The organism is uncultured Methanobrevibacter sp., assembly GCF_937881195.1.
Classification (GTDB): domain Archaea; phylum Methanobacteriota; class Methanobacteria; order Methanobacteriales; family Methanobacteriaceae; genus Methanobinarius.
The window spans coordinates 33,875-57,386 of the sequence record NZ_CALGFC010000007.1 but is presented as its reverse complement, the minus strand read 5'-3'; the positions used below and the strand labels follow the sequence as shown (position 1 = coordinate 57,386).

Annotated in this window: 19 protein-coding genes; 17 read left to right on the top strand and 2 right to left on the bottom strand. The window is 24.4% G+C overall.

Going from position 1 to position 23,512, the window contains the following annotated elements; all coding sequences use genetic code 11:
• The first annotated feature begins 258 nt into the window (after positions 1-258).
• From Q0087_RS01010 to Q0087_RS00980, 7 genes are all read left to right on the top strand, one after another.
• Positions 259-669, top strand: coding sequence for a tetratricopeptide repeat protein (locus Q0087_RS01010; RefSeq protein WP_297897457.1), 411 nt, complete (start codon positions 259-261; stop codon positions 667-669).
• 214 nt (positions 670-883) lie between these two features.
• Positions 884-1,390, top strand: a complete 507-nt coding sequence (locus Q0087_RS01005; RefSeq protein ID WP_297897454.1) for a hypothetical protein — start codon at positions 884-886, stop codon at positions 1,388-1,390.
• A gap of 313 nt (positions 1,391-1,703) precedes the next feature.
• Entirely contained in the window at positions 1,704-2,396 is a 693-nt protein-coding gene (locus tag Q0087_RS01000) for a hypothetical protein (protein ID WP_297897452.1), read from the top strand.
• A 338-nt stretch (positions 2,397-2,734) separates the two neighbouring features.
• On the top strand, positions 2,735-3,085 hold the full coding sequence (locus Q0087_RS00995) for a nascent polypeptide-associated complex protein (protein ID WP_297897450.1): 351 nt from the start codon (positions 2,735-2,737) through the stop codon (positions 3,083-3,085).
• A gap of 227 nt (positions 3,086-3,312) precedes the next feature.
• Positions 3,313-4,083, top strand: a complete 771-nt coding sequence (locus Q0087_RS00990; RefSeq protein WP_297897445.1) for a metallophosphoesterase — start codon at positions 3,313-3,315, stop codon at positions 4,081-4,083.
• Between the two features lie 519 nt (positions 4,084-4,602).
• On the top strand, positions 4,603-5,643 hold the full coding sequence (locus Q0087_RS00985) for a Zc3h12a-like ribonuclease (RefSeq protein ID WP_297897442.1): 1,041 nt from the start codon (positions 4,603-4,605) through the stop codon (positions 5,641-5,643).
• Between the two features lie 179 nt (positions 5,644-5,822).
• Positions 5,823-7,028, top strand: coding sequence for a hypothetical protein (locus Q0087_RS00980; protein ID WP_297897440.1), 1,206 nt, complete (start codon positions 5,823-5,825; stop codon positions 7,026-7,028).
• Positions 7,029-7,253: 225 nt separating this feature from the next.
• Here the strand turns inward: Q0087_RS00980 and Q0087_RS00975 are convergent, their stop codons facing one another.
• On the bottom strand, positions 7,254-7,451 hold the full coding sequence (locus Q0087_RS00975; RefSeq protein WP_297897438.1) for a hypothetical protein: 198 nt from the start codon (positions 7,449-7,451) through the stop codon (positions 7,254-7,256).
• Positions 7,452-8,369: 918 nt separating this feature from the next.
• On the opposite strand from Q0087_RS00975, the gene Q0087_RS00970 reads away from it, so the two are divergent.
• From Q0087_RS00970 to argB, 4 genes are all read left to right on the top strand, one after another.
• Positions 8,370-8,687 carry a hypothetical protein gene (locus Q0087_RS00970; protein WP_297897435.1) on the top strand — a complete coding sequence of 106 codons (318 nt, stop codon included), beginning with the start codon at positions 8,370-8,372 and terminating at the stop codon, positions 8,685-8,687.
• A 504-nt stretch (positions 8,688-9,191) separates the two neighbouring features.
• On the top strand, positions 9,192-10,448 hold the full coding sequence (argJ, locus tag Q0087_RS00965) for a bifunctional ornithine acetyltransferase/N-acetylglutamate synthase (protein ID WP_297897432.1): 1,257 nt from the start codon (positions 9,192-9,194) through the stop codon (positions 10,446-10,448).
• Between the two features lie 179 nt (positions 10,449-10,627).
• Positions 10,628-12,037 (top strand): glutamate decarboxylase, encoded by a 1,410-nt coding sequence (locus Q0087_RS00960; RefSeq protein WP_297897429.1) that lies wholly within the window; start codon positions 10,628-10,630, stop codon positions 12,035-12,037.
• Between the two features lie 400 nt (positions 12,038-12,437).
• Positions 12,438-13,343, top strand: a complete 906-nt coding sequence (gene argB / locus Q0087_RS00955) for an acetylglutamate kinase (protein WP_297897427.1) — start codon at positions 12,438-12,440, stop codon at positions 13,341-13,343.
• Positions 13,344-13,529: 186 nt separating this feature from the next.
• Here argB and aksF read toward each other — a convergent pair whose 3' ends face one another.
• Positions 13,530-14,558, bottom strand: coding sequence for a homoisocitrate dehydrogenase (gene aksF, locus Q0087_RS00950; protein ID WP_297897424.1), 1,029 nt, complete (start codon positions 14,556-14,558; stop codon positions 13,530-13,532).
• 970 nt (positions 14,559-15,528) lie between these two features.
• On the opposite strand from aksF, the gene Q0087_RS00945 reads away from it, so the two are divergent.
• From Q0087_RS00945 to Q0087_RS00920, 6 genes are all read left to right on the top strand, one after another.
• Entirely contained in the window at positions 15,529-16,002 is a 474-nt protein-coding gene (locus Q0087_RS00945) for a HEAT repeat domain-containing protein (RefSeq protein WP_297897421.1), read from the top strand.
• Positions 16,003-17,045: 1,043 nt separating this feature from the next.
• Entirely contained in the window at positions 17,046-17,666 is a 621-nt protein-coding gene (gene pdxT / locus Q0087_RS00940; protein ID WP_297897419.1) for a pyridoxal 5'-phosphate synthase glutaminase subunit PdxT, read from the top strand.
• 38 nt (positions 17,667-17,704) lie between these two features.
• Positions 17,705-18,658: a glutamine amidotransferase gene (locus tag Q0087_RS00935; RefSeq protein WP_297897417.1), complete on the top strand. Its 954-nt coding sequence runs from the start codon at positions 17,705-17,707 to the stop codon at positions 18,656-18,658.
• 15 nt (positions 18,659-18,673) lie between these two features.
• Positions 18,674-19,420, top strand: coding sequence for a GXGXG domain-containing protein (locus Q0087_RS00930; protein WP_297897414.1), 747 nt, complete (start codon positions 18,674-18,676; stop codon positions 19,418-19,420).
• A 51-nt stretch (positions 19,421-19,471) separates the two neighbouring features.
• Positions 19,472-20,956 (top strand): glutamate synthase-related protein, encoded by a 1,485-nt coding sequence (locus Q0087_RS00925; RefSeq protein WP_297897411.1) that lies wholly within the window; start codon positions 19,472-19,474, stop codon positions 20,954-20,956.
• A gap of 824 nt (positions 20,957-21,780) precedes the next feature.
• Positions 21,781-23,298 carry an MATE family efflux transporter gene (locus Q0087_RS00920; protein WP_297897408.1) on the top strand — a complete coding sequence of 506 codons (1,518 nt, stop codon included), beginning with the start codon at positions 21,781-21,783 and terminating at the stop codon, positions 23,296-23,298.
• Positions 23,299-23,512: the final 214 nt, after the last annotated feature.

Sequence of the window (23,512 nt, the reverse complement as noted above, 5' to 3'; positions counted from 1 at the left end):
AGCAAAATTAGAATAATTTAAAAATATTCTTATTCATAAATTTATTATATTCTAAATTTATTTAAAATATAAATTATTTTGATATAAATTTATTTCAAATATAAATTATTTCAAATATAAATTATTTAAAATATAAATTATTTAAAATATAAATTATTTCAATTATAAATTTATTTCAATTTTGCTTATTTATTAATAAACTAAAATTTAAATATTAATATAATTTAAATATTAATTATTAAACTTATTGGAGAAATAATGAAAATAGATAATGAATTAACAAAAGAAAAGCTAATAAAGAAACTTAGCTATTGGTATGACAATTCTTTTTTTGATAAAGTAATTGATAAAGTTTTAGAAATTCCAAAGGAAAAAAGAGACTATGAAACTGTTTCTTATTTAATAAGGGCATATAATAGTGTTAATAGGTTTCAATCAGCTATCAAAGAACTTGATTCTATTAAACAAAAGGGAGAGTCTGATCCTTATTGGCATTTTAGATTGGGCTATGCATATTTAAATATTGAAAATTTTGAGGATGCTTTGAAGGAATATGAAACAGCTCATAGCTTAGATAAAAATGATAGGACTATAAAACATCACTTTGAAGTTCTTAAGGTCAACTTATTTCTTGGTAAAAATTTTTTAGAAGATGAAGAAAATACTTAATTATGTGGATATTTGGTATTATTCATTTTTTTAATAATTTATATCGATTTGTAATTTAAACTAGATTTGTAATTTAAATTGATTTAGATATTTTATTTTTTTTATTATTAATTTTATTTCTCCATACTCGATTTATTTAAGTTTCATCTTAAAAATGATTTTGTATGGATTATAGTTTATAATTTATAGTTTATACTATATTGGTGGTTTTAAAATGGATATGGATGATTTCATTGAAAGTACATTCTCATCATTTGAGACTAATATAAATATCTGGAAAAAGGAATCTGAATTGTTTATTAATATATTAAAAGATTTTGAAAATAATATGAATAAAAAAGACATTTTAAAGCCATTATTAAATAATATTATATATGATATAAATTTTGTTGAGAATAATAAAAATAAGATTAAAGAATCTATATTTCAAGAAGATATTTTAGAATTAGCTGAAAATATCACAAGTTCTGCTATGCTTTTAGAATGCTCTTCTGAAGAGTGTTATTTACTAGAAGATGGGTCAAAAGTATTTTTTCCAATAACGAAGGATGATTTTTTTGATAGTTTGTATGTTGAATCAATGATTATTAACTTTAATAAATCTAATGATTCTTTGATAGAACTTAATTTAACAAATAGTCCTGATTATTTTAATGGTAGTTACTTTATGGTAAATATTGATAAAGATAAAAATATTAAATTTAAAGGAATGTATGAATAATTGGTAAATTATTTGTTAACTATTATTAAATTAATTAAAAAATTAGTATATAATTAGAGATATAGATAATATATATAACTTTTTTTTACAATATAATCTATATAATTTTTTTTACAATATTGCTCTATATAATTTTTTTTACAGTATGATCTATATAATTTTTTTAAATATAATTTATATAATTTTTTTTAAAAATTAAATATTTTAAAACTAATAGTATATTATAAATTATCATGATTTAGTTTAATCAATTATTATATCTAATTTATTATTAGATTAATATCTTTTAATTTATAAATAGGGATTTGTAAGAATGGTACTAACAAAAGAAATTAATTCATTTTTATTAAATAAGGGTGCAAATATTGTGGGTTTTGCTGATTTAAGATTATTAGGAACCAATTTTTCCGAAAATTTTAATTTTGGAATTGTAATTGGTTTAAAATATTCCAAAAAAGCTATTTTAAATAATAAAAATGGCAATCTAAATCAATATTATAAAGAGTTCAATGAATTAAACAAAAGATTAGATGAATTAGCTACTTCATGTGCAGATTTTTTAGAGGATAAGGGCTATTCTTCATCACCACAACTGAGAAATCAAATTAAAGTTGATGATAATTATTCTTCTAAACTTCCTTATAAAACATTAGCTACATTAGCTGGTTTAGGCTGGATAGGTAAATGTGGTTTACTTGTTACTAAAGATTTTGGATCAGCTATTAGGATAATCATAGTTCTTACTAATGCAAAATTAGATTGTGGAAAACCAATTGAAACATCTTCTTGTCCTTACACATGTAATATTTGTAAAAATATTTGCCCAGGAAATGCTATTTCTGGAAGAGTTTGGATTAAAGGCATTGAAAGAGATAATTTTTATAATGCTAATTCTTGTTCTGAATCTGCTAAAATGTATGCAAATGAAAAACTAGGTGTAAATGATACCATTTGTGGTTTATGTATTTCTAATTGTCCATTCACTAGAAAATCCCTAAAATATTAAAAATAACTATTAGATGTTTTAAATATAATTCAATTAAATATATAAATATAATAAATATTTATAATAAATGAATTATTTTAAATAGTTTAATTTGATAAATAAGTTTAAAGTAGATGCCTAATTATAAAATTATTATAAAATGATAAAATATTGTAAAATTATAATAAATTGTAATTAATATGATAATAAACTATATTAATTTTAAATTATAATCTATATTTAATAACTAATATTTTAAATCTTAATTTAAAGTAATATTTATTAAATCTGAATAATTAATTTAATCATATATGTAATATAATCATATAAGTAATATAATCAACTTAAGGAAGATATTTATGATACCTGGAATGAATCCAAAACAAATGAAGCAGATGGAAAGACAAATGAAAAAAATGGGAATGGAAATGAAAGACCTTCCTGGTGTTAAAGAGGTTATTATCCGATTTGAAGATAAAGAACTAGTTATTCCTGATGCTGAAGTAAATCTTATGAATGTAATGGGTCAAGAAACCTATCAAATTACAGGAAATGCGGTTGAAGTTGAAATAGATGAAGAAATTGTTATTCCTGAAGAAGATATAGAAATGGTTGCAAATCAAGCTGGAGTAAATAAAGCAGATGCTGAAGAAGCACTTATTTCTACTAAAGGGGATTTAGCAGAAGCAATTTTAAAATTAAATGAATAATATAACTTTTTATAATATCAAGTGTTATAATATTAAGGTTTATAATATTAATTTTTTTAACATTAAATTTCTTAGAATTAGATTATTTATTATTAAATCTTTTAACATTAAATTTTTTAGAATTAGATTTTTTAGTATTAAATCTTTTAACATTAAATTTTTTAGAATTAGATTATTTATTATTAAATATTTTAGAATAATCTATATGTTTTGTTCAATGTGATAATATGTCAAATTCAACTGAAAATTCTTCAGATTCTACAACTATAATTGCTCATATATCAGATTTACATATTAGTAATAATGCATTTGATGATGAGATATTTTTGGAAGTTGTTAATCAAATCAACGATTTAGCTCCTGATATGGTAATTGTTACTGGGGACCTTACTGATCATGGTTATTATTCTGAGTTTTTAAAAGCTAAAGAATATCTTTCTATGATTCAATTTCCATTATTTGCTGTTCCTGGCAATCACGATTCTCGTAATGTCGGTTATGAAATTTTTGAAGAATTAATTGGGGAGCGTAGTTGGGTTTTAACAAAAGATAATGATTTAACTGTAGTTGGTATGGATAGTAGTGGTCCTGATATAGATAGGGGCCATATTGGTAGACCTCAACAATTATGGATGGAAAATGAATTAGATAAATCTTTAGAAAATTCTAATTTCTCCATTGTAGCTATGCATCATCATGTAATCCCAGTTCCAAAAACTGGAAGGGAAAGAAATGTTTTATCTGATGCTGGAGATATACTACAAAGTTTAATTGATCATGATGTTAATATGGTTATATGTGGGCATAAACATGTTCCTCACCTTTGGAGGATGGAAAATACTTTATTTATAAATGCAGGTTCTGTTTCTTCTATTAAATTGAGAGGTAAAGATAAAAATTCTTATAACACCTATCATATTCGTTCTGACCATATTGATGTTGTTTTAAATAATATTAATGGGGAAAAGTTATTTTTAGGAAAATTTAATAGGATTTAATTTTTAATATTTTTTAATATTTATATATAATTTATAATCATATTTTTTATATTTTATTTTTATAATTCTATTTTTTTTATAAGCATATTTTCTATAATTCTATTTTTTTATAACCATATTTTTTATATTTTATTTTTATAATTCTATTTTTTTATAAGCATATTTTCTATAATTATATTTTTTTATATTTTATTTGTATAATTCTATTTTTTATATAATTAATTTTTTAAATAATATTATTTTATATATTGATTATAAATTAAAATAATAAATTTTAAAATATGCTTTTTGTTTTATGTTACATATTTAAATTAGATTTATTTTTTAATTTAATTAATTTAATCAATTTAATTACTATTTTAAGACTAATTTCTTTTGTTTTTAATTGTATTTGTAGTAAAATTTAAATATATGTTTAACTATTATATTATTATCGGTAAAAATATGGGAAATTAATCCCTATTGGAATTTTATTTAATTATAACTCATAGTTATTAATAATCAATTTTTGGTGATAAATTGAAAGTTATCATAGATGCATCTAATGTAGCACATTTCGGTAAAGGAAATGATTCAAGTCCTAAATTAGCTAATATTCTTTCAGCAGTGAAAGTCTTAGAAGATAAAGGGCATGATTTTGTTATTTTGGCTGATGCTTCACTTAAACATGAAATTGATGATAAAAAAAAGTATGTCGGCTTAATTGATGAAGAAGCTATAGAGGAAGTCCCTGCAGGTAATAATGCGGATCATTTTATTCTTGAGTTAGCTGAAGAAGAAAATGCAAAAATTTTATCAAATGATCTTTTTAGAGAATTTAATGATGAATTTAAGGATATACAAAGCAGAAGATTACCTTTTTCTTTTGATGGTGAAAATATTGTCATTGGAGAATCTAAAAAACCTAAAAGAGATAAAAATATACTCCAACATATTTGCAATGATATTTTAGTTTCTATTGAAAATAAAAGATGGGAAATTTATAAAGGAAAAGAAGGAATTGAATTTAGTCCATTAAACATAGCTAAAGAATCAATTATCAGAATGGATAAATCACAACAAGATGGTGTTGGTAATAAGATTGAAGGATTATTTTCAAAAATTCCAATGTTTGATAAAGTCATGGATATGGTAGAAGATGTTGAAACATCAGCACCATATGTTATTTTTGTTTTAGTGCATCCTAAGGATTATAAAGAAGCAGTTAAAAGTGCAGGTAATATCTCTGTTACTATAGCTGATAGGTTAAGATTGGATAAAAGACCACTTATAGCTGTTCGGAATGATCTCTTCATGAAACCAGGGACATTTGAACTTAATATTCTTTATTCAGATGAAGTTGAAGAGGAAGCTCCTTTCAATGTTGAAATAAAGATTAATTCTCACGATGAAGTTTTTATAAAAAAGAATTCTAGAAACATAGCAAGTACTGTGGCTGGAAGGATGGGTTCTTGGAAATTCCCATTTGTAGCTGTTAAACCAGATATTATTTTAGAAAAACCAGGAGAATTTGAAACTTATTTGGATAAAAATGAGAAGTATGGTAAAAAAGAAGACTAATAATTTTGTTATAAATATTTTAATTGATTAATAATTTTATATTGATGTCTTTAGATATTAATAATTTTATATAATTGCTCTTAAAGAGAATTATATACTTTAATATATTAAAAAATTTTATAGTTTATAGAATTTCAATTATAATAATCATTTTTTTAAAATAATTGAGGGGGCAAGAAATGGCTAATCATGGACTTACTAGATATATATTTAAACTTTTAACTAAACATGAAATCATTAGTATTGGTACTAAGTATTATCCGACAACTCCCTTAGAAATTGAATATGTTGAAATGTTCAATTTTACTCAAACAATGCTTATGGAGCTTGAAAAAGCAGATATTACAACGGATAGTATTTTTTATAATCTTTTACGTGATGTAGGTGAAGAAAATATACCTGAAAACCATCATTTTTATGAATTAAAAGCTGCTGAAAATAAAATTGAAGAATTTGCACTTGTAAGTAATATTATAATGGGTAGTGATCGTTATTTATATGTTGAGCTTTCAGAACCGAGTTCAGTTATCTCTGATTTTTCTAAGATAATAATTGAAGAAAAAGGCGAAATTGTAGAACAAAGTTCAACTGAAATTGTTTCAAAACTTCTTTCTAAAAACGATGGTATTAGAGTAGCTATTAAAATGATTGGAATGGGTCTTGATAATGGCATAAATGTTCGTGCAGCTGTTGGAATGACTGGTGCTGCTGCTATTGAACGCTCAATTAATCTTAGTAAAGAAGTGGGTGAAGTTTCAGGAGTAGGTTTTACTAGATTAGGGGGGGAATATGCTCTTGTCTTTGATTCTAATTTTCTTAAATCTACAGCCACAACACCAGAACTTCAAAATTATCTTTTTATAGATATAATTAATTCTACTAAATTTATTGATGATTATGGTAGGGACAAGTTAGTTGAATTAATGACTGGTGTTAAAAATTTCATGGAAACTGAATGTAACGGAAAAATTGAAGGTTATCGTGAAGGAGGGGATGATTTAATTGCAAGATTCCCAAGCAAAGATCTAGCTATTAGGGCAGGTCTTGATACTGCATGGTATATTCTTAATAATGGTGCTAAAATTAGGGCAGGAATAGGAAGAAGTAGAAGGGAAGCTGGAGAAAGAGCTCAACTTGCTGATGAGGTTCAAATTTCAAATCCTTTATCTTTAGTTATTTTTGATCTTGCTAATGGTCTTTATGCATATTATATTCCTTCAGAATTTTTCAGAACAGTTATTAATTTGTTACTAAATAAAAGAGCTAAACTAATTGGAATCTTCATTTTAGTATTTTTAATTGTATACTTTATGACTATTCTTGGTTATTGGGAATACAGTTTTATAATCGTTATTTTGGCAGCTATTTATGCATTAGCTTCTTAATTTGATTTAAAAGTTTTTAATATTTATTCTTTAATTTTTGAAATAGTATATATGATTGAGATATAATGATTAAAAAATATTTTAAAAATAGGCTAAAAAATTATTATTAAAAATAGTCTAAAAAATTATTATTAAAAATTATTATTTATTATAATTATATTTAAAATTTTTAAAATTAGTTTTATATAAAATTCTATTAGTAATATAAAGAAATTTAATTATATTTTATAATTTTTCTTCACTTCTTCTTTTTGCTTCAAGAAGCAATTTTGTTACTTCTTTGGATCTAGCTCCTTTGTCTAATCTCCAATTAGTTGATGCGTTTTCATCTAACCAATTAGCTAAATCTTTTGGAAGTGATATATTCATTCTTGACTTTTCTGATAATTTCCAGATTCTGTCAACTTCTTCTTTATTTACCATTGTATCTACATTATCTTTCTTCTATATATATTTTTTTTGGTTTATTTAGTGCATTATATTTTTAATTATGTTTTTAAATATTTACACATATAATTAATATTTTTTATTGATTTATATGTATATTTATGTATTTAATTATTTTAGTGTGTATGTGTGTATGTAATCATTTACTTAATATTTTAATATTATTTACAAGTTTTTTATTTAAAATTTTATTATTCTCTTTAATTTTCTTATTTTTATTTTTACTATATTTACTAACTTTAATTTTTATATAAAAATTTTAAATATTTTTTTAGTTATCATCAATCAATATTACATTATCTTAAAATTTTTTATTTTATATAATCTTTTTAATAAATATTCAAACTTTTTATCTTTTTGCACTTATGTGTACACACATACACACACAATAAAATATATATATGGTTATTAATATATGATAAAATTGCATTGTTGATATTAAGTAACATGTTCTTTTATAAAGTATCATGTTGCTTAATGTTTCTTTAAGCAGAGGTATCAATTTTGTAGTAATGTAATTTTTGTTTCAATATTGAATCATATAATTATGATTATTTACTAAAATTTGTAAACTTAAATAAAAATGGATTTATCTAATCATTTATAAATAAAAATAAATTAGAATATGTGGAAACAGGTAGATTTATATTCTAATTTATTTTCTATTACTTGATTAACTAATCATATGCTTGATTAATTCATTATATCAAAGAATCAATAAATAAAAAAGTTTGTGTTTTCGTTTGTGAGGGAATACATATTATTTATAGATTAACTGGCGGATTTTAATGTTCATTGACCAATAAGCATTTAAATCTATAAGTAGATTTACCATGCTTGTTTTAACTTCATTGATGTGTCTCAATGATTTAAAGACTTATATAAGGAGGAAGTATGAGTTCTAAAAACAACGATGGAAAAATAGTAATAGCTTTGATAATCTCTTTAATAGCTTTTGGATTAGGTTCGGGTATTGGTATTGCTGTTGGAATGTCAGGAGATGATTTTAATTCATCAAATACTCAAGAACCAGTTAATACAACTGTTGATGTGACTAATAATATTAGTCAAGATAATCCTAATTACAATATGGATGCATATCCTTATGATGAAAGTAATGTTTCAAGTAATTCTAATTCATCAAATTCAGGGGTTTATTACTCTGAAGAAGATTTAGCAAAAAATAATAGTAATAGTATAACAATGGGTTAATTTAATTTGAATTAATAGTTAACCCCACAAAACTATTATAATTTAAAATATTCATAACCTATTATTATACTTTATTTAATTATTTTATGGAACATCATTAATTATGGAGAATTTTTAACTATATTATTCATGAATTTGAATTATTTATTCTAATTTAAAGTTTTTTATATTATTTTATATTTATTATTAAGTTTTTTCCTATATATGAGCATTATTTTTTTTTATTTGCTATTTTAACTATTATTATATGGCTATAATTATGTATTCTTCTAGTTTTAATAGGTATTTTTGTATTTTATAATTGTATAATTTTGAGTTAGATTATTTTTTCATCTTTTTTAAATATTTATTTCTATATACTATCTGATTACCCATTTCTATATAATATTATGTTATTTATTTTTTTATTAATTAATTATATGATAGATACATACAAATATAAGATATAACAAATTAATTTTATTAAATATTCACTTAATTAATTAATTATTATCAAGGTATACAATGATAACTAAAAATGACTTATCTGGAGAGTTTATAGATAAAATAATATCGATTGATGGAGGAATATGTGCTGTTTCTGAAGTGGAAGTTTCAGGTGTTCGTAATGGAAAATATGGCGTTTCTATTATTATCTGTAAAGATTCCAATGTTACAGGAGTTTTCACTTCAAATAAAGTAATAGCTGCCCCCGTTCAATATACAAAAAAAATAATTGAGGATGGAAAGGTTTCTGCAATTATAGCTAATAGTGGAAATGCTAATTGTTTTACAGGAGATCAAGGAATTTTTGATTGTGAGAAAACTGTGGAAACTCTTTCAAAAATATTTGAAATTCCTAAGAATCAGATAGCTACTGCTTCAACAGGAGTTATTGGTCGTAAAATGCCAATGGATATTATTATAGAATTAATTAATCAGGCTAGTCAAAATGTCGAAAATTCAAATGAAGCTTCTATAAATGCTGCAAAAGCAATAATGACTACGGATACAGTATATAAAGAGGCAGCTGTTGAAGTAACATTAGAAAATAATAAAAAAATTAAAATCGGTGGAATCTGTAAAGGTACTGGGATGATTGCTCCTAATATGGGTACTATGCTGTGTTTCATTGCTACTGATGCTGTTGCAGATCAAAAAATATTAAATGAGTCTCTTAAAAATTCAGTTAATGATAGTTTTAATATGGTTATTGTTGATGGTGATGAAAGTACAAATGACACAGTTCTTCTTTTTGCAAATGGAAAATCTGGAAATAGTATATTGGTAGATAATAATATAGATAAAAATTTTCAAGAAGGTTTGAATATTCTTTGTAAAGATTTAGCTAAACAAATGGCTAAAGATGGAGAAGGTGCAACTAAATTTTTAGAAGTAGAAGTTAAAGGTGCAAAGACAAAAATTGATGCCCAAATTGCATCTAAATCAGTTGTTAAATCATCTCTTGTTAAAAGTGCAGTATTTGGGGGAGATCCTAACTGGGGCCGAATTGTTGCAGCTGTTGGATATTCTGGAGCTTATATGGATCCAGATGATATTACCATTGCTATATCTTCTGAAAAAAAACTTGTAAATTTAGTGCTTGATGGTGAAATTTTAGCTTTTGAAGGTACTGATAATCTTAAAATTGCTGAGTCAATTATGAATGAAAAAGAAATAAAAATAATTGTTGATTTGAAAGAAGGGACTTATGATGCTATAGCTTATGGCTGTGATTTAACTTATGATTATGTTAAAATAAATGCAGAGTATACTACATGATTTATTTATCTATTAATTTATTAATTGATATTTATAATTTTAAAAACACAATATTTGGATATTATAATTTTATTTATTAATTTTAATAAATTAAATAACTATAATCTATTGTTTATAGGATTCATTTTGATTTTTTAATTAAAATTAAATAATTATATGAAAAAAGTGGGATGAATTAAATGCTTTCGAATAAAGTAAATTTAAAAGATATGAAAAAAACTGGAAGAAATACATCAATTTATGGTACTAGGTATGTTTCAGAACCTATTCCTAAATATGAAATTCCTGAAGAAGGTATGCCTTCTAAAGCAGCATATCAATTGATTAATGATGAGTTAAATCTTGATGGAAATCCTAATTTAAATTTAGCAAGTTTTGTAACAACTTGGATGGAACCAGAAGCAGATATGCTTATTAATCAGACAAATGGAAAAAATTTTGTTGATAATGATGAATATCCCCAAACACAAATTATCCAAAATCGTGTAATAAATATGCTTGCAAGACTTTTTAATGCTCCTAAAGGTTGTGATTTTCTAGGTACTAGTACTATTGGATCATCTGAAGCTATTATGTTAGGGGCACTTGCACATAAATGGGCTTGGAGAGAAAATAAGAAAGCTAAAGGTGAAGATTGTTCTAATCCTAATATTGTTATGGGTGCAGATGTTCATGTTGTTTGGGAAAAATTTGCAAAATATTTTGATGTAGAACTTAGAATGGTTCCAATGGAAAAAGGGAAATATACATTAACTGCAGATAAAGTTAAAGAAAATATTGATGAAAATACTATAGCTGTTGGTGTGGTTCTTGGTACAACTTTCACTGGTCAAATAGACCAAATACAAGAAATAAATGATCTTTTAGTTAATATTAAGAAAGAAAAAGGATGGGATATTCCAATTCATGTTGATGGTGCAAGTGGAGCTTTCATTGTTCCTTTCCTTAATCCTGAATTTGAATGGGATTTTAGACTTTCTCAAGTAAAATCAATTAATGTATCAGGTCATAAATATGGGCTTGTTTATCCTGGTATTGGTTGGTTGGTATTTAAAGATAAAAAATATCTTTCAGAGGATTTAATATTTGAAGTTAATTATCTTGGAGGTATTATTCCTACATTTAATCTTAATTTTTCAAAAGGAAGTAGTATGGTTATTGCTCAATATTATAATCTTTTGAGGCTTGGAAAACAGGGTTATTCCAGTATAATGAATAATTTAATGGAAACAGCAAATTATCTTGCAAATACTCTTAAAAGCACTGGGTTTTTCAAACTTTTAGATGAAGAATTAGTTCTTCCTATATTGGCTATAAAATTAAATGATAATCTGAAAGATCTTATTGGAATAGATAATCTGACAGTTTTTGATATTTCTAGAAAATTAAGAGAAAGAGGATGGTTAGTTCCGGCATACACTCTTCCTGCAAATGCAGAAGAAATTGCAGTATTAAGAATAGTTATAAAAGAAAATTTTACAAGAGATATGGCCGATCTGTTGGTTCAAGATTTAAAAAATATTTTTGATGGATATAAAAAGAATTTAGACGAAAATCCAGAAAATGAACCTTCAATAAACATATTTTAATACTTTTATCTTTTTCTTTTTCTTTTTATTTTTTAATTTTAGTTTTATTTTTTTATTTTTTATTTTTAGTTTTTATATTATATTTTGTTTATTTTGTGCTAAATTTATATATTTTAATAATTATAATAATGATTATCATTGTTATACTTAATTTGTATAATTTTAAAATCATTTGAGTATTTTTAATTATATTTAATTTAAATATATTTTTATTATAATTGCATTTTTAATTATATTTAAATTAAATATAAATTAAATATAAATTAAATTAGATATAAATTAAGTTAGATATAAATTAAATTAGGTATAAATTAATTTAAATTATATTTTTATTATTATTATTATTATTATTTTGATATCAATTTTATAATATATTGATAAATAATTTGTTGTGAACAATATGTCTGAAGAATTAAATGATAAACCTAACAAAGCAAATCTTCTAATCGAGGCATTGCCTTATATAAAAGAATTCCATCATAAAAAAATCATGATAAAGTATGGTGGACATGCTATGATTGATGAAGAAGCTATGAATTCTACAGCAAGGGATACAGTTTTACTTAAATATGTAGGAATGGAGCCTATTGTTGTTCATGGAGGAGGTCCTGAGATTACTCGCTCTATGAATAAAATGGGTAAAGAACCTAAATTTATTAAGGGTCTTAGGATTACTGATGAAGAAACAATGGATATTGTTACTATGGTTTTGGTTGGAAAAATCAGTACTGAAATTGTTTCAAAAATTGGAATTCATGGAGGAAAAGCTTCTGGTGTTTCTGGTAAAGATAGCCAATTGATTATAGCTTCTAAAAAAGCACCTCATAAAATAAAAGATGAGACAACTGGTGAAGAACATGAAATTGATTTGGGTTTGGTTGGTCAGATTGATTCTTTAAATACCGAAATTATCCAAATGTTTACAGATAATGATTATATTCCGGTTATATCTCCTATTGGGGTAGATGATAATGGAAACACATTAAATCTTAATGCAGATACTGTTGCTGGTGAAGTAGCTGCTGAAATGGATTCTGAAAAATTAATAATTTTAACCGATGTTCCGGGAGTGCTTAAAGATCCTAAAGATCCAAACACATTGATTAAAAAAATAAAAGTAGATGAAGTAGATGATTTAATTAATAATGGTACTATAAGTGGTGGTATGATTCCTAAAATAGAAACTTGTGTTAAAGCTATTGAGGGAGGAGTAAAATCTGCTCATATTATTGATGGGAGAGTTAAACATTCTTTACTTCTTGAAATATTCACTACCAATGGTATTGGTACGATGATTACTCTTTAATTAAAAATAATTTACTATAATGATTATTTATCAATACTTTTTATTTTTATATTAACTTTTATTTTTAGATACTTTTTATTTTTATATTAATTTTTATTTTTAGATACTTTTTATTTTTATATTAATTTTTATTTTTAGATATTTTTTATTTTTATATTAATTTTTATTTTTAGATATTTTTTATTTTTATATTAACTTTTCAAGTTCATCTTTAATGCTTATAGCTACATCCATAGTTTTGGAAGTTCCTCCTAAATCAGGAGTAATTGTTTTTCCTTTTTTTAGAACATTTTCAACTGCTAAATTAATTTTATTTGCATAATATTCTTCTTTTAAAAATTCAAGCATCATACTAATAGAAAGTACCATTGCTACTGGGTTAGCTAATCCTTTACCTTCAATATCCGGGGCAGAACCATGAACTGGTTCAAATAATCCATTTTTATCTCCTATATTTGCGGATGGTGAGAGTCCCAAACCTCCTATTAATCCTGCTCCTTCATCAGATAAAATATCTCCATATAAGTTACTTGTTACAATTACCTCAAATTCTTGTGGTTTTGTTATTAGATACATTGCAGTTGCATCTATATAATAATCATTAGCAATTATTTGTGGGTTTTCCTGAGAATATTTGTTTATTATATTATAAAATGAATCTTTAAAGATGCCATCAGTTTTTTTCAAAACATTTGCTTTGTGAACACATGTAATTTTTTTCTTTTTATTTTCTATAGCTTTTTTATATGCAAATTCACAAATTTTCATACTTGCCTTTTGTGTTATTATTCTTTTAGCTATTGATTTTGTTACTTTTCCATTTTCACTTTTTTCAAAAGATTCTATTTGAGAATATAATCCTTCTGTATTTTCCCTAACAATTAAAAAATCAACATTTTTAAATAAGGAATTTACTCCTTCAAATGATTTTATAGGTCTTAAGTTAGCAAAAACCTCAAGCTCCTTTCTAAGAGTTATTATTGGGCTTTTTTCACCGGGGGTAGAATCAATAGCTCCAAATAATGTTGCTGAACTTTTCCTAGCATTTTTTAAAGTTTCTTCAGGTATTGTTGTACCACATTTTTGAAAACATTCATAACCTGCCTTTGATTCAATAAAATCGTAATTTAAATCTAGAGATTCTAAAACAATCATTCCAGCTTCCATAACTTCTTTACCTATTCCATCTCCGGCTATTGTTGTTATTTTTTTCATGGATTATCTCTCAATTAGTATTAGTTTTAAATTTGTATTTTTTGATAATTTGTATTTTTTTTGATTTATTGATTTTTAACTATAATTTATCTTGATAAATTTTTAACTATAATTTATCTTGATAAATTTTTAATTATAGATTTTATCATGATATATTTTTAACTAATATTTATTTGGATAAATATTTATTTTATAAACATAAAATTATTTAAATCATAGATAATATTCTATTTTGTACATTAACATTAAATTAATAAATTATTTTAATCAATAAACTATTTTAATATTAAAATATTAGTTGATTGATTTAGATTAAACTCAAATGTTATGTTAAAATACATTCTAAATATATTAAAATATATCCTATTAGGTGATTTATCTAATATTTATTTGACATTATCATATTAATTTTATATTATTGCCTATATTTATGTTATGGATTATCTTTTTAATTATTTGTGTTTTTTATGTTCTTTAATACTTTTTAATTTATAATTTTAATTTATTATTTTAATTTATTATTTTATAATTTTATTTAATTGATTAAAAATATCAATAATATAGTTCGTATAATGTCAAAGTATTTATAATATGTGTTACAAATATATTATTAATATAATAACAATATTACTTAGGATATATTTTGGATATATTTTTAATATGTATCATGATATATCTTAGATATATTTATAGTGAAATTATTAATTTTTCATAGAATTATTAATTTTAATAAAAAATAAATTTATAGTCTAAATTTATAAAATAAGTTTATAAAACATTCTTATAAGTGAAGTTTATAAAATAATCTCATAAAATACTTTTATAAGGCAATTTTATAAGTGAAGTTTATAGAATAATCTCATAAAATACTTTTATAAGATAATTTTATAATATTTGGTCTATAAAACAATTCTATAAGATAAGTTTATATAGTTAATAGAAAATTTATATAATTATAGGAGTTATTAATATGGAAAAAACAATACAAGAACTTATTCAGGACTTAAATAATGATGATGAATTTGTTAAAGAAGAAGCATTTGGAACTCTTGAATTTAGATCTGAAGAATCTTTAGATCCTCTCATAGAAGTTTTATCTACTAAAGGGATAAATAAAAACATAAAAATGTCTTCTGCAAAATTATTAGGAATCATTGGGGATGAAAAAGCTATTGATCCTCTAATAGCTACTTTAAGAGATAATAATAAGCTAGTAAGAAGAGAGGCTTCTACTTCATTAAGTCGTATGGGTGATAAAGCTCTTGATCCTTTACTATCTATTTTAAAAGATGATGATTGGAGAGTTAGGGGTGCTTCTGCATGGGCATTAGGAAAAATAGGGGATAAAAAAGCTATTGCTCCTTTAAAATCTCTTCTTGAAGACGATAGTGGATTCGTAAGAAGTGGTGCTAAATTTGCTTTAGATAGTATTGAAAATGATTAATCTTTTAATTATTATTTTATATTCTTTTTTAAATTAATATTTTAAATTAATATTTTAAATAAATATTTTAAATTGATATTTTAAATTGATATTTTATATTGATTTTTATTTATTTTATTTTTTATTAAACAAATAAAATTTTATTTTTGATAAATAATAAAGTATTTTAATAATAATTATAAAATTAATTTTTATGAAAACTAAAAATATTTTAGTATTTTTTGTTTTTTTTTAAACAATTTTAAAAAAAACTCCATTCTTTAACCTATTTTTTCAGAAAAATCGTCTACTCGGAAACACACTTCCGGTAAATTTATATATAAGAAAAGCTATATTAATACTACTGATAATTAGCCATAAAATATATTCTGTATTTATTCCTTTCAATTATATACTAATCATTGTTTTTAGCTATTAGCTTAATATAACAGTTACTTAATAGTTTTTAGTAAATAAGATATTAATTTAATCTATTTTGAGTTAATTATATTATTTTCAAATATGTAATTTTTCTTAAAGTATTTTTATAATTATTAAGAATATAATTTATGATTCACTGTTAGATATGTTATTATAGATTATTACTGCTTTATATTAATATTAATGTAAATATTGAATTTTACATGTAAATATTAGATTTATTAATAAATATTATATTTATTAATTTAATATTTGTCATAAACTCTATATTTTATCTAATTTAAATGATTATATTTAATAATCCTTGAATAATGTTCATTGGATAATAATATTTTTATTTATATTTTTTATTTATTTAGAGTTTTTATTATAAACATTTTATAATTTTATATAATAATTTTATAATCTCAAAATAATTTTATAATCTGAAAGTGTGTAAAATTTTAAATAGTAATATTTTATATTTATCTACTATTTGATTGATATTTTATATTATTTGATTAAATTTTCTCAATTAATTTATAATTTTTATAGAATGTGGTTCATTAAATATATAAATTTTATTTGAAGAAATAACTTATTTAAAGATATATTTGGAAATTTATTGGTAAAGGAATAATAATATGATTAAAATCGGAATATTAAATCTACAAGGTGCTGTTAGTGAACATGTTGATATTACATTAAAAGCTATAAAAAACATGGGCAAAACAAATGAAATTGTAGCTGAAGTAGTTAGATATGCTGATGAAGTGGCAGAATGTAATGGTATAATAATCTCTGGAGGAGAGAGTACAGTTATTGGTAAGCTTATTAAGGAAAGAGAGATTGATAAGGTAATTATTGATAAAAATATTCCTGTTTTTGGAACTTGTGCTGGTATGGTTCTTCTTTCTAAAAGAACTGATTATGATCAGGATATAATGGGTATTATGGATATTGAAGTTAAAAGAAATTCTTTTGGAAGACAAAGAGATTCTTTTGAGAGTGAAATCAATATATTTGAACATACTTATCCAGGAGTTTTTATAAGAGCGCCATCTGTTTCAAATATTCTTAATGAGAGTAATGATGTAGTTAATGAAGGAATTAATGATAAGGTTGAAATACTTTCTAAATTGGATTCAAATATTATAGCTGTTAAGCAAGGAAATAATATAGCTATGTCTTTCCATCCTGAATTAACTGATGATACAAGATTACATGAATATTATTTAAATCAAATTATAAACTTAAATAGATAATCAAAATTTTAAAATAATAATAACAGGGGTGATTTCATTTGTGTGGAATAGCTGGAATTGTTTATAAAGATAAAAAATTACATAATGTTGGAGACGATATGACTAAAATGTTGCATGCTCTTCAACACAGAGGGCCAGATTCTGCAGGCTTTGCAATTTATGGTGGAATGGGTCTTGAAGATAATGAATATGTATTAAATATACAAGTAGCTGATAAAAGAGGGTTACTACACACTGTTCAAGATGCTATTAATGTTAAAACTCCTATTAAAGAAGATGAAATTATACCTTCTGTTGATGATTCTTTTATTTATAAATGTAAAATAGCTCTTGATAATTTTAGTGATTTAAAACCTTTAATTACTAGTATTGATAATATTGGAGATTTAGGTAATTCTTCTACTGCTAATGCAGATAATGATGTAATAGTTTTAAATGGAAGTCATTCTTTCCAAATGATAAAAGATGTTGGTTCAGTATATGAAATTGCAGATCGTTATAATACTCGTGATGTAAAAGGAACTCATGCTATTGGACATACTAGATTTTCTACTGAAAGTAATGTAGATCGTTATCATGCTCATCCATTTCAAACTTATATTGTTAAAGACATAACTGTTGTTCATAATGGACAAATCACTAATTATTGGAAAGTCAGAGATCCTTTAGAAAGGAAAGGTCACAAATTTGAAACTAATAATGACACTGAATGTCTTGTTCATTATATAGCTGATAAATTGGATACTGGATACTCTCTTGAAGAGGCTTTAGAACATTCTGTTGAAGATATGGATGGTCCATTTTCTTATATTATAGGAACTCCAAATGGTATTGGAATAGCTAAAGATAAATTAGGTCTTCGTCCAGGAATAATGGCTGAAAATGATGATGTATTTGCAATTGCATCTGAAGAAATAGCACTTCATGAAGTTATGGATACCCAAGAAGTAGAACAAATTTCTCCAGGTGAAGTTAGAGTTTATGAAATTTAAGAGGAGTTTTTATTTATGAATTCAAATATAATTAAAGATTCAAATAATGCTAAAGTTGAAAATAATATTTTTGAGTTAGATTTTTCATCAATGACTCCAAGGGAAGCTAATCAAAAAATAAAAGAAGTTTCTACTCAATATAATAAAATTCTAATTAAAAATCCTAATGCTATGCATTATCTTGTAGCAGGACTCACTGAAGAGGCACATATTGAAGTTGAAGGGTCTGCTGGTTATTTTGCTGGGACAATGTTAGATAAAGCTCAACTTATTATCCATGGGAATGCTGGCTGGTTTGTTGGTGACAACATGACTGGTGGAGAAATTATTGTAGATGGTTCTGCTGGTGATGGTGCTGGTCAAGGTATCTATGATGGAATTCTAGTTGTTAAAAATAATGCAGGATCCCGTACTGGAGAAATAATGAAAGGCGGAACTGTTGTTATTGGTGGGGATTCTGGATTCATGACTGGTATTTTTATGATGGGTGGCCGAATTATTGTATTAGGTGATCTTGGTGAAGATGCAGGAGAATCTATTATTCGAGGAGCTATATATGTTAAAGGTTCTGTTCAAAGTTTAGGTCAAAATGCTAAGATAGTAGATATATCTGAAGAAAATTTAGAAGAACTTAAATCTACATTAAATAAATATAATTTTGACTTATCTGATGAAGATTATAAAAGTTTTAAAAAGATAGTTCCTAAAAGTAAACGTCCTTTTTATGGTAATGATGAGGAAGAAGATTGTTATTGTGATTGATATAGAATAAATATTATTATTTATTCAAAAAAACTTAATAGGAGGGAGTAAATGCCTTATAAAGTTGAAAAAGACATGATGTTATGTAAGAGAAATTTTAATCGCCCAGGATGTTGTTGGTATCTTTGTGATAGTAGGGATGAAAATATTTGTAGTAAATGTTTTTCTTGTTTAAACAATTGTCCTCATGGGGTTTATGAAGTTATTAATGGGGACCCTTATCCAATTCATAGTAAAAATTGTGTTGGCTGTAGGATATGTGAAGAAATGTGTCCTAATGATGCAATTACTGTTAATGCTGTATCTAATGATAAAAGAGGAGTATGGTCATATGACACCCTTAATGAGATTTCAAGAAAAGCCAATGAAGGTTCTTATAAAATAAGGAGTACTGGTTCTTCAAGATCTCTTCCTACTTTTGATGATTTAGTTATTACTCCTGCACAGGTTTCAAGACCTCCTATTGATAAATATCGTGAACCTTGTCGGACTGATGTTGTTTTAGGTAGTAGATTTGCAGAAAAACCACTTGAATTAGCTACTCCTATCATGATAGGTGCAATGTCTTTTGGTGCTCTTAGTAAAGAAGCTAAAATGGCATTAGCTATAGGTTCTACTATTGCTGGCACAGCTGCTAATACTGGGGAAGGAGGAATGCTTCCTGAAGAAAGAGAGCTCGCAAATAAATTAATTGCTCAATATGCTTCTGGTCGTTTTGGAGTTTCTGCAGATTATTTAAATAATGCTGATGCAGTTGAAATTAAAATCGGACAAGGTGCAAAATCTGGAATGGGTGGACATCTTCTTGGTGAAAAAGTTACAGCAGAAGTTTCAAAAATTAGAAACATTCCTGAAGGTGCTGACGCACTTTCACCAGCTCGACACATGGATATTGTTGGTCCAGAAGATCTTAGTATGAAAATTTCCCAACTTAGGGAAATTACCGACTGGCAAATTCCTATAATGGTAAAATTCGCTGCTGGACGTGTTGCTGATGATGTTAAAATAGCTGCTAAAGGTGGAGCCGATATTATTGTTGTAGATGGTATGCAAGGGGGTACTGGTGCAGGTCCTGATATAATTATGGAACATGCAGGAATACCAACATTAGCTGCTATCGTAGAGGCTGATAAAGCACTTAAAGAAGTTAATCTTAGAAGTAGTGTTGATTTAGTTGCTGGTGGAGGAATCAGAAACGGTGCCGATGTAGCTAAAGCTATTGCTCTTGGTGCAGATGCAGTATATATAGCTACTGCTGCTTTAGTAGCTATTGGCTGTAAAACCTGCCAAATGTGCTTTAAAGGAAATTGTAGAAAAGGTATTGCTACTCAAAATATGCATTTACGTCATAGGCTTGATTATAAACAAAAGGGAATTCAAGTTGCTAATTACATTAAAGCTATGACTGAAGAAGCATGTATGTTAGTTCAACAAGGTGGTAATACTCATATTAGTAAAATTGAAAAACAAGATCTCAAATCATTAACACTTGAAGCTTCTGCATTAACTGGTGTTGAGATGGCAGGATCTAAATAGATTAATTTTTTATTTTAAGATTTAATCTATTTTTTTTAATTATTATACCAATTTTTTAATATTTTTCTATATTTTTTATAATAATTTTTGAATAATCTTTAACTAATTTTTTAAATAATATTTAAATAATTTTTTAAATATCTTTAAATAATCTTTTTTAGTTATTTTTATTTTTTTATTATTTAATGATTTTAATAATTACAAAATTTACTTTCATTTTTATATGTAATTTTTATTAAATATCTTTAAAGTTTTCTTATATTGAAACTATTTTATATTTTTAATATTTTCAAATATTTTATTAAAAAAAGTTATATACTATAAAAAAATAATATATATTAATGTATAATTTACAGTTTAAGATTATTTTATAATTAAATAAGCTTTAATATCTTTTTATAGATTTATAAATTATAAATAATATGATAAAATCTTTTTTTAAATGTTTTTATAATATTTACTTTTTTTAATATTTTTTATTAATCTAGATTTCTATTATATTTTGATATTCTTATTCTCTAATTGGATATTTTAATATATTATAGATTAATTCTGTTATAAATTTATAATTTATTTATAATTTATTTATAATTTATTTATAATTAATTTGTAACTAATCTGAAATTAATTTAAATTAATTTAAAATTAATTTAAGTGATTTAAAACAATTTATAATGATTTAAAAGAATTTTAAATAATCTAAAACAATTCTAAATGATCTAAATAATTCAAAATAATTCAAAATAATTTAAAATAATTTAAAATAATTTAAAATAAGTTAAAATAATTTTAAAAAAATTTAATAAACAATAAGAGGTGATTAAATGTGCAAAGATAATGATAATATTGACAATGGTAATGATGATGATAATAATAAAAATTACAGCAATGATTCTTTGAAAGCTAATGAATTAGATGAAAACATAAATGATAATAATAACAAAAATATCAATAAGGAAGTTGATGATTTTAATCAAACTGAAGGTGTTTCTACTATTCTTGGAGATCCAAAAAAAGCTATATTGAAATTATCAGGACCTATGATTGTTGCAATGTTAATTACTTCTTTATACAATCTTATTGATGGAGTTTGGGTAGCTGGACTTGGTCAAAATGCTCTTGCTGCTATTGGTTTTATAACGCCTATATTTATGGTGGTTATTGGATTTTCTAATGGTCTTGGTGCAGGAGCTACTGCAGTTATATCTAGGTTTATTGGTGAAGGTGATCGTGATAAAGCCAATAATGCAGCTATGCATATAATACTTCTCACAATAATATTTACAATAATCATAATGGTATCATTAGGTTTATTTTTAAGACCTATTCTTGAAATGCTTGGTGCAGGAGTTACTGTTGGACTTGGACTTGCCTATGGTAATATTGTCTTTGGAGGTTCTATATTCATTGTCTTTACTGCAGCTGCTTACGGAATACTTCGTGCAGAAGGTAATGTTAAAAAAACTACTTATGCTATGTCTTTAGGGGCTATTCTAAATATTATACTTGATCCTATATTCATTTATACTTTAGGTTATGGTATTGCTGGTGCAGGAATTGCTACAGTTCTATCAATGGCAATCTCAAGTTTTATCATTCTTTATTGGTTTAAAAAAGATACATATATTAAATTATCTTTAAATCTTTTCAATTTCAGTAAAGATATATTAAAAAAGATTTTAGCTGTTGGTTTACCTGCAGGTGCTGAATTTTTAATAATGGCAATACTTGCAGGTTCTTTAAACATGATTTTAGTATCTGTTTCAGGTTCTGATGCAGTAGCTATATATTCTTCTGGTTGGAGAGTAATTATGATAGCTATCGTCCCAATAATATCTGTTTCAATTTCAGTTGTTGCAATAGTTGGGGCTTCCTTTGGTGCTAGAAGATATGAAAACTTTAGTATTATCCAAAATTACTCTATTAAAATTGGAACTATAATATCTATTATTACTGCAGTATCTACATTCATACTTGCACCATATATAGCATTATTATTTACATATTCTCCTGAAACTGCAATGTTAAATGGACCTATAACTGATTTTCTCAGAGTAATGGCATTGTTTTATCTATTTGTTCCAATGGGTTCTACCGCAGCTTCTATTTTCCAAGGTGTTGGTAAAGGATTGGATTCATTCATGCTTACAGCTATAAGAGAGTTGCTCCTTGTTGTGGTATTTGCTTATATTTTAGCTATTCCTTTAGGAATGGGTCAATATGGAGTATGGTGGGGAATCGTAATTGGAAACATAATTGGAAGTCTAATAGCATTGTTTTGGTCTAAAATGTATATAAAAAAGGTTGTAGCTATTAAAGGTGGAGAAAATGAAGCTTTATAATAATTAATTTAATTATTTAAGCTTTATTTTTTATTTATTTATTTTTTATTTATTTAATTTTTATTTACTTAATTTTTATTTACTTAATTTTTTTTGTCTAATTTTTAGTTACTTAATTTTTATTTATTTATTTTTAATATTTTAATAAAATATTAAAAATCAATTTATTTTATAATTGAATATCTTTTTTTAAATTATATTATTTCTCATTTAC

Excerpts from the sequence above, each read along its gene's own strand:
- Q0087_RS01010 (WP_297897457.1), top strand. The coding sequence starts at position 259 with ATGAAAATAGATAATGAATTAACAAAAGAAAAGCTAATAAAGAAACTT.
- Q0087_RS01005 (WP_297897454.1), top strand. The coding sequence starts at position 884 with ATGGATATGGATGATTTCATTGAAAGTACATTCTCATCATTTGAGACT.
- Q0087_RS01000 (WP_297897452.1), top strand. The coding sequence starts at position 1,704 with ATGGTACTAACAAAAGAAATTAATTCATTTTTATTAAATAAGGGTGCA.
- Q0087_RS00995 (WP_297897450.1), top strand. The coding sequence starts at position 2,735 with ATGATACCTGGAATGAATCCAAAACAAATGAAGCAGATGGAAAGACAA.
- Q0087_RS00990 (WP_297897445.1), top strand. The coding sequence starts at position 3,313 with ATGTCAAATTCAACTGAAAATTCTTCAGATTCTACAACTATAATTGCT.
- Q0087_RS00980 (WP_297897440.1), top strand. The coding sequence starts at position 5,823 with ATGGCTAATCATGGACTTACTAGATATATATTTAAACTTTTAACTAAA.
- Q0087_RS00975 (WP_297897438.1), bottom strand. The coding sequence starts at position 7,451 with ATGGTAAATAAAGAAGAAGTTGACAGAATCTGGAAATTATCAGAAAAG.
- Q0087_RS00970 (WP_297897435.1), top strand. The coding sequence starts at position 8,370 with ATGAGTTCTAAAAACAACGATGGAAAAATAGTAATAGCTTTGATAATC.
- argJ (WP_297897432.1), top strand. The coding sequence starts at position 9,192 with ATGATAACTAAAAATGACTTATCTGGAGAGTTTATAGATAAAATAATA.
- Q0087_RS00960 (WP_297897429.1), top strand. The coding sequence starts at position 10,628 with ATGCTTTCGAATAAAGTAAATTTAAAAGATATGAAAAAAACTGGAAGA.
- argB (WP_297897427.1), top strand. The coding sequence starts at position 12,438 with ATGTCTGAAGAATTAAATGATAAACCTAACAAAGCAAATCTTCTAATC.
- aksF (WP_297897424.1), bottom strand. The coding sequence starts at position 14,558 with ATGAAAAAAATAACAACAATAGCCGGAGATGGAATAGGTAAAGAAGTT.
- Q0087_RS00945 (WP_297897421.1), top strand. The coding sequence starts at position 15,529 with ATGGAAAAAACAATACAAGAACTTATTCAGGACTTAAATAATGATGAT.
- pdxT (WP_297897419.1), top strand. The coding sequence starts at position 17,046 with ATGATTAAAATCGGAATATTAAATCTACAAGGTGCTGTTAGTGAACAT.
- Q0087_RS00930 (WP_297897414.1), top strand. The coding sequence starts at position 18,674 with ATGAATTCAAATATAATTAAAGATTCAAATAATGCTAAAGTTGAAAAT.
- Q0087_RS00925 (WP_297897411.1), top strand. The coding sequence starts at position 19,472 with ATGCCTTATAAAGTTGAAAAAGACATGATGTTATGTAAGAGAAATTTT.
- Q0087_RS00920 (WP_297897408.1), top strand. The coding sequence starts at position 21,781 with ATGTGCAAAGATAATGATAATATTGACAATGGTAATGATGATGATAAT.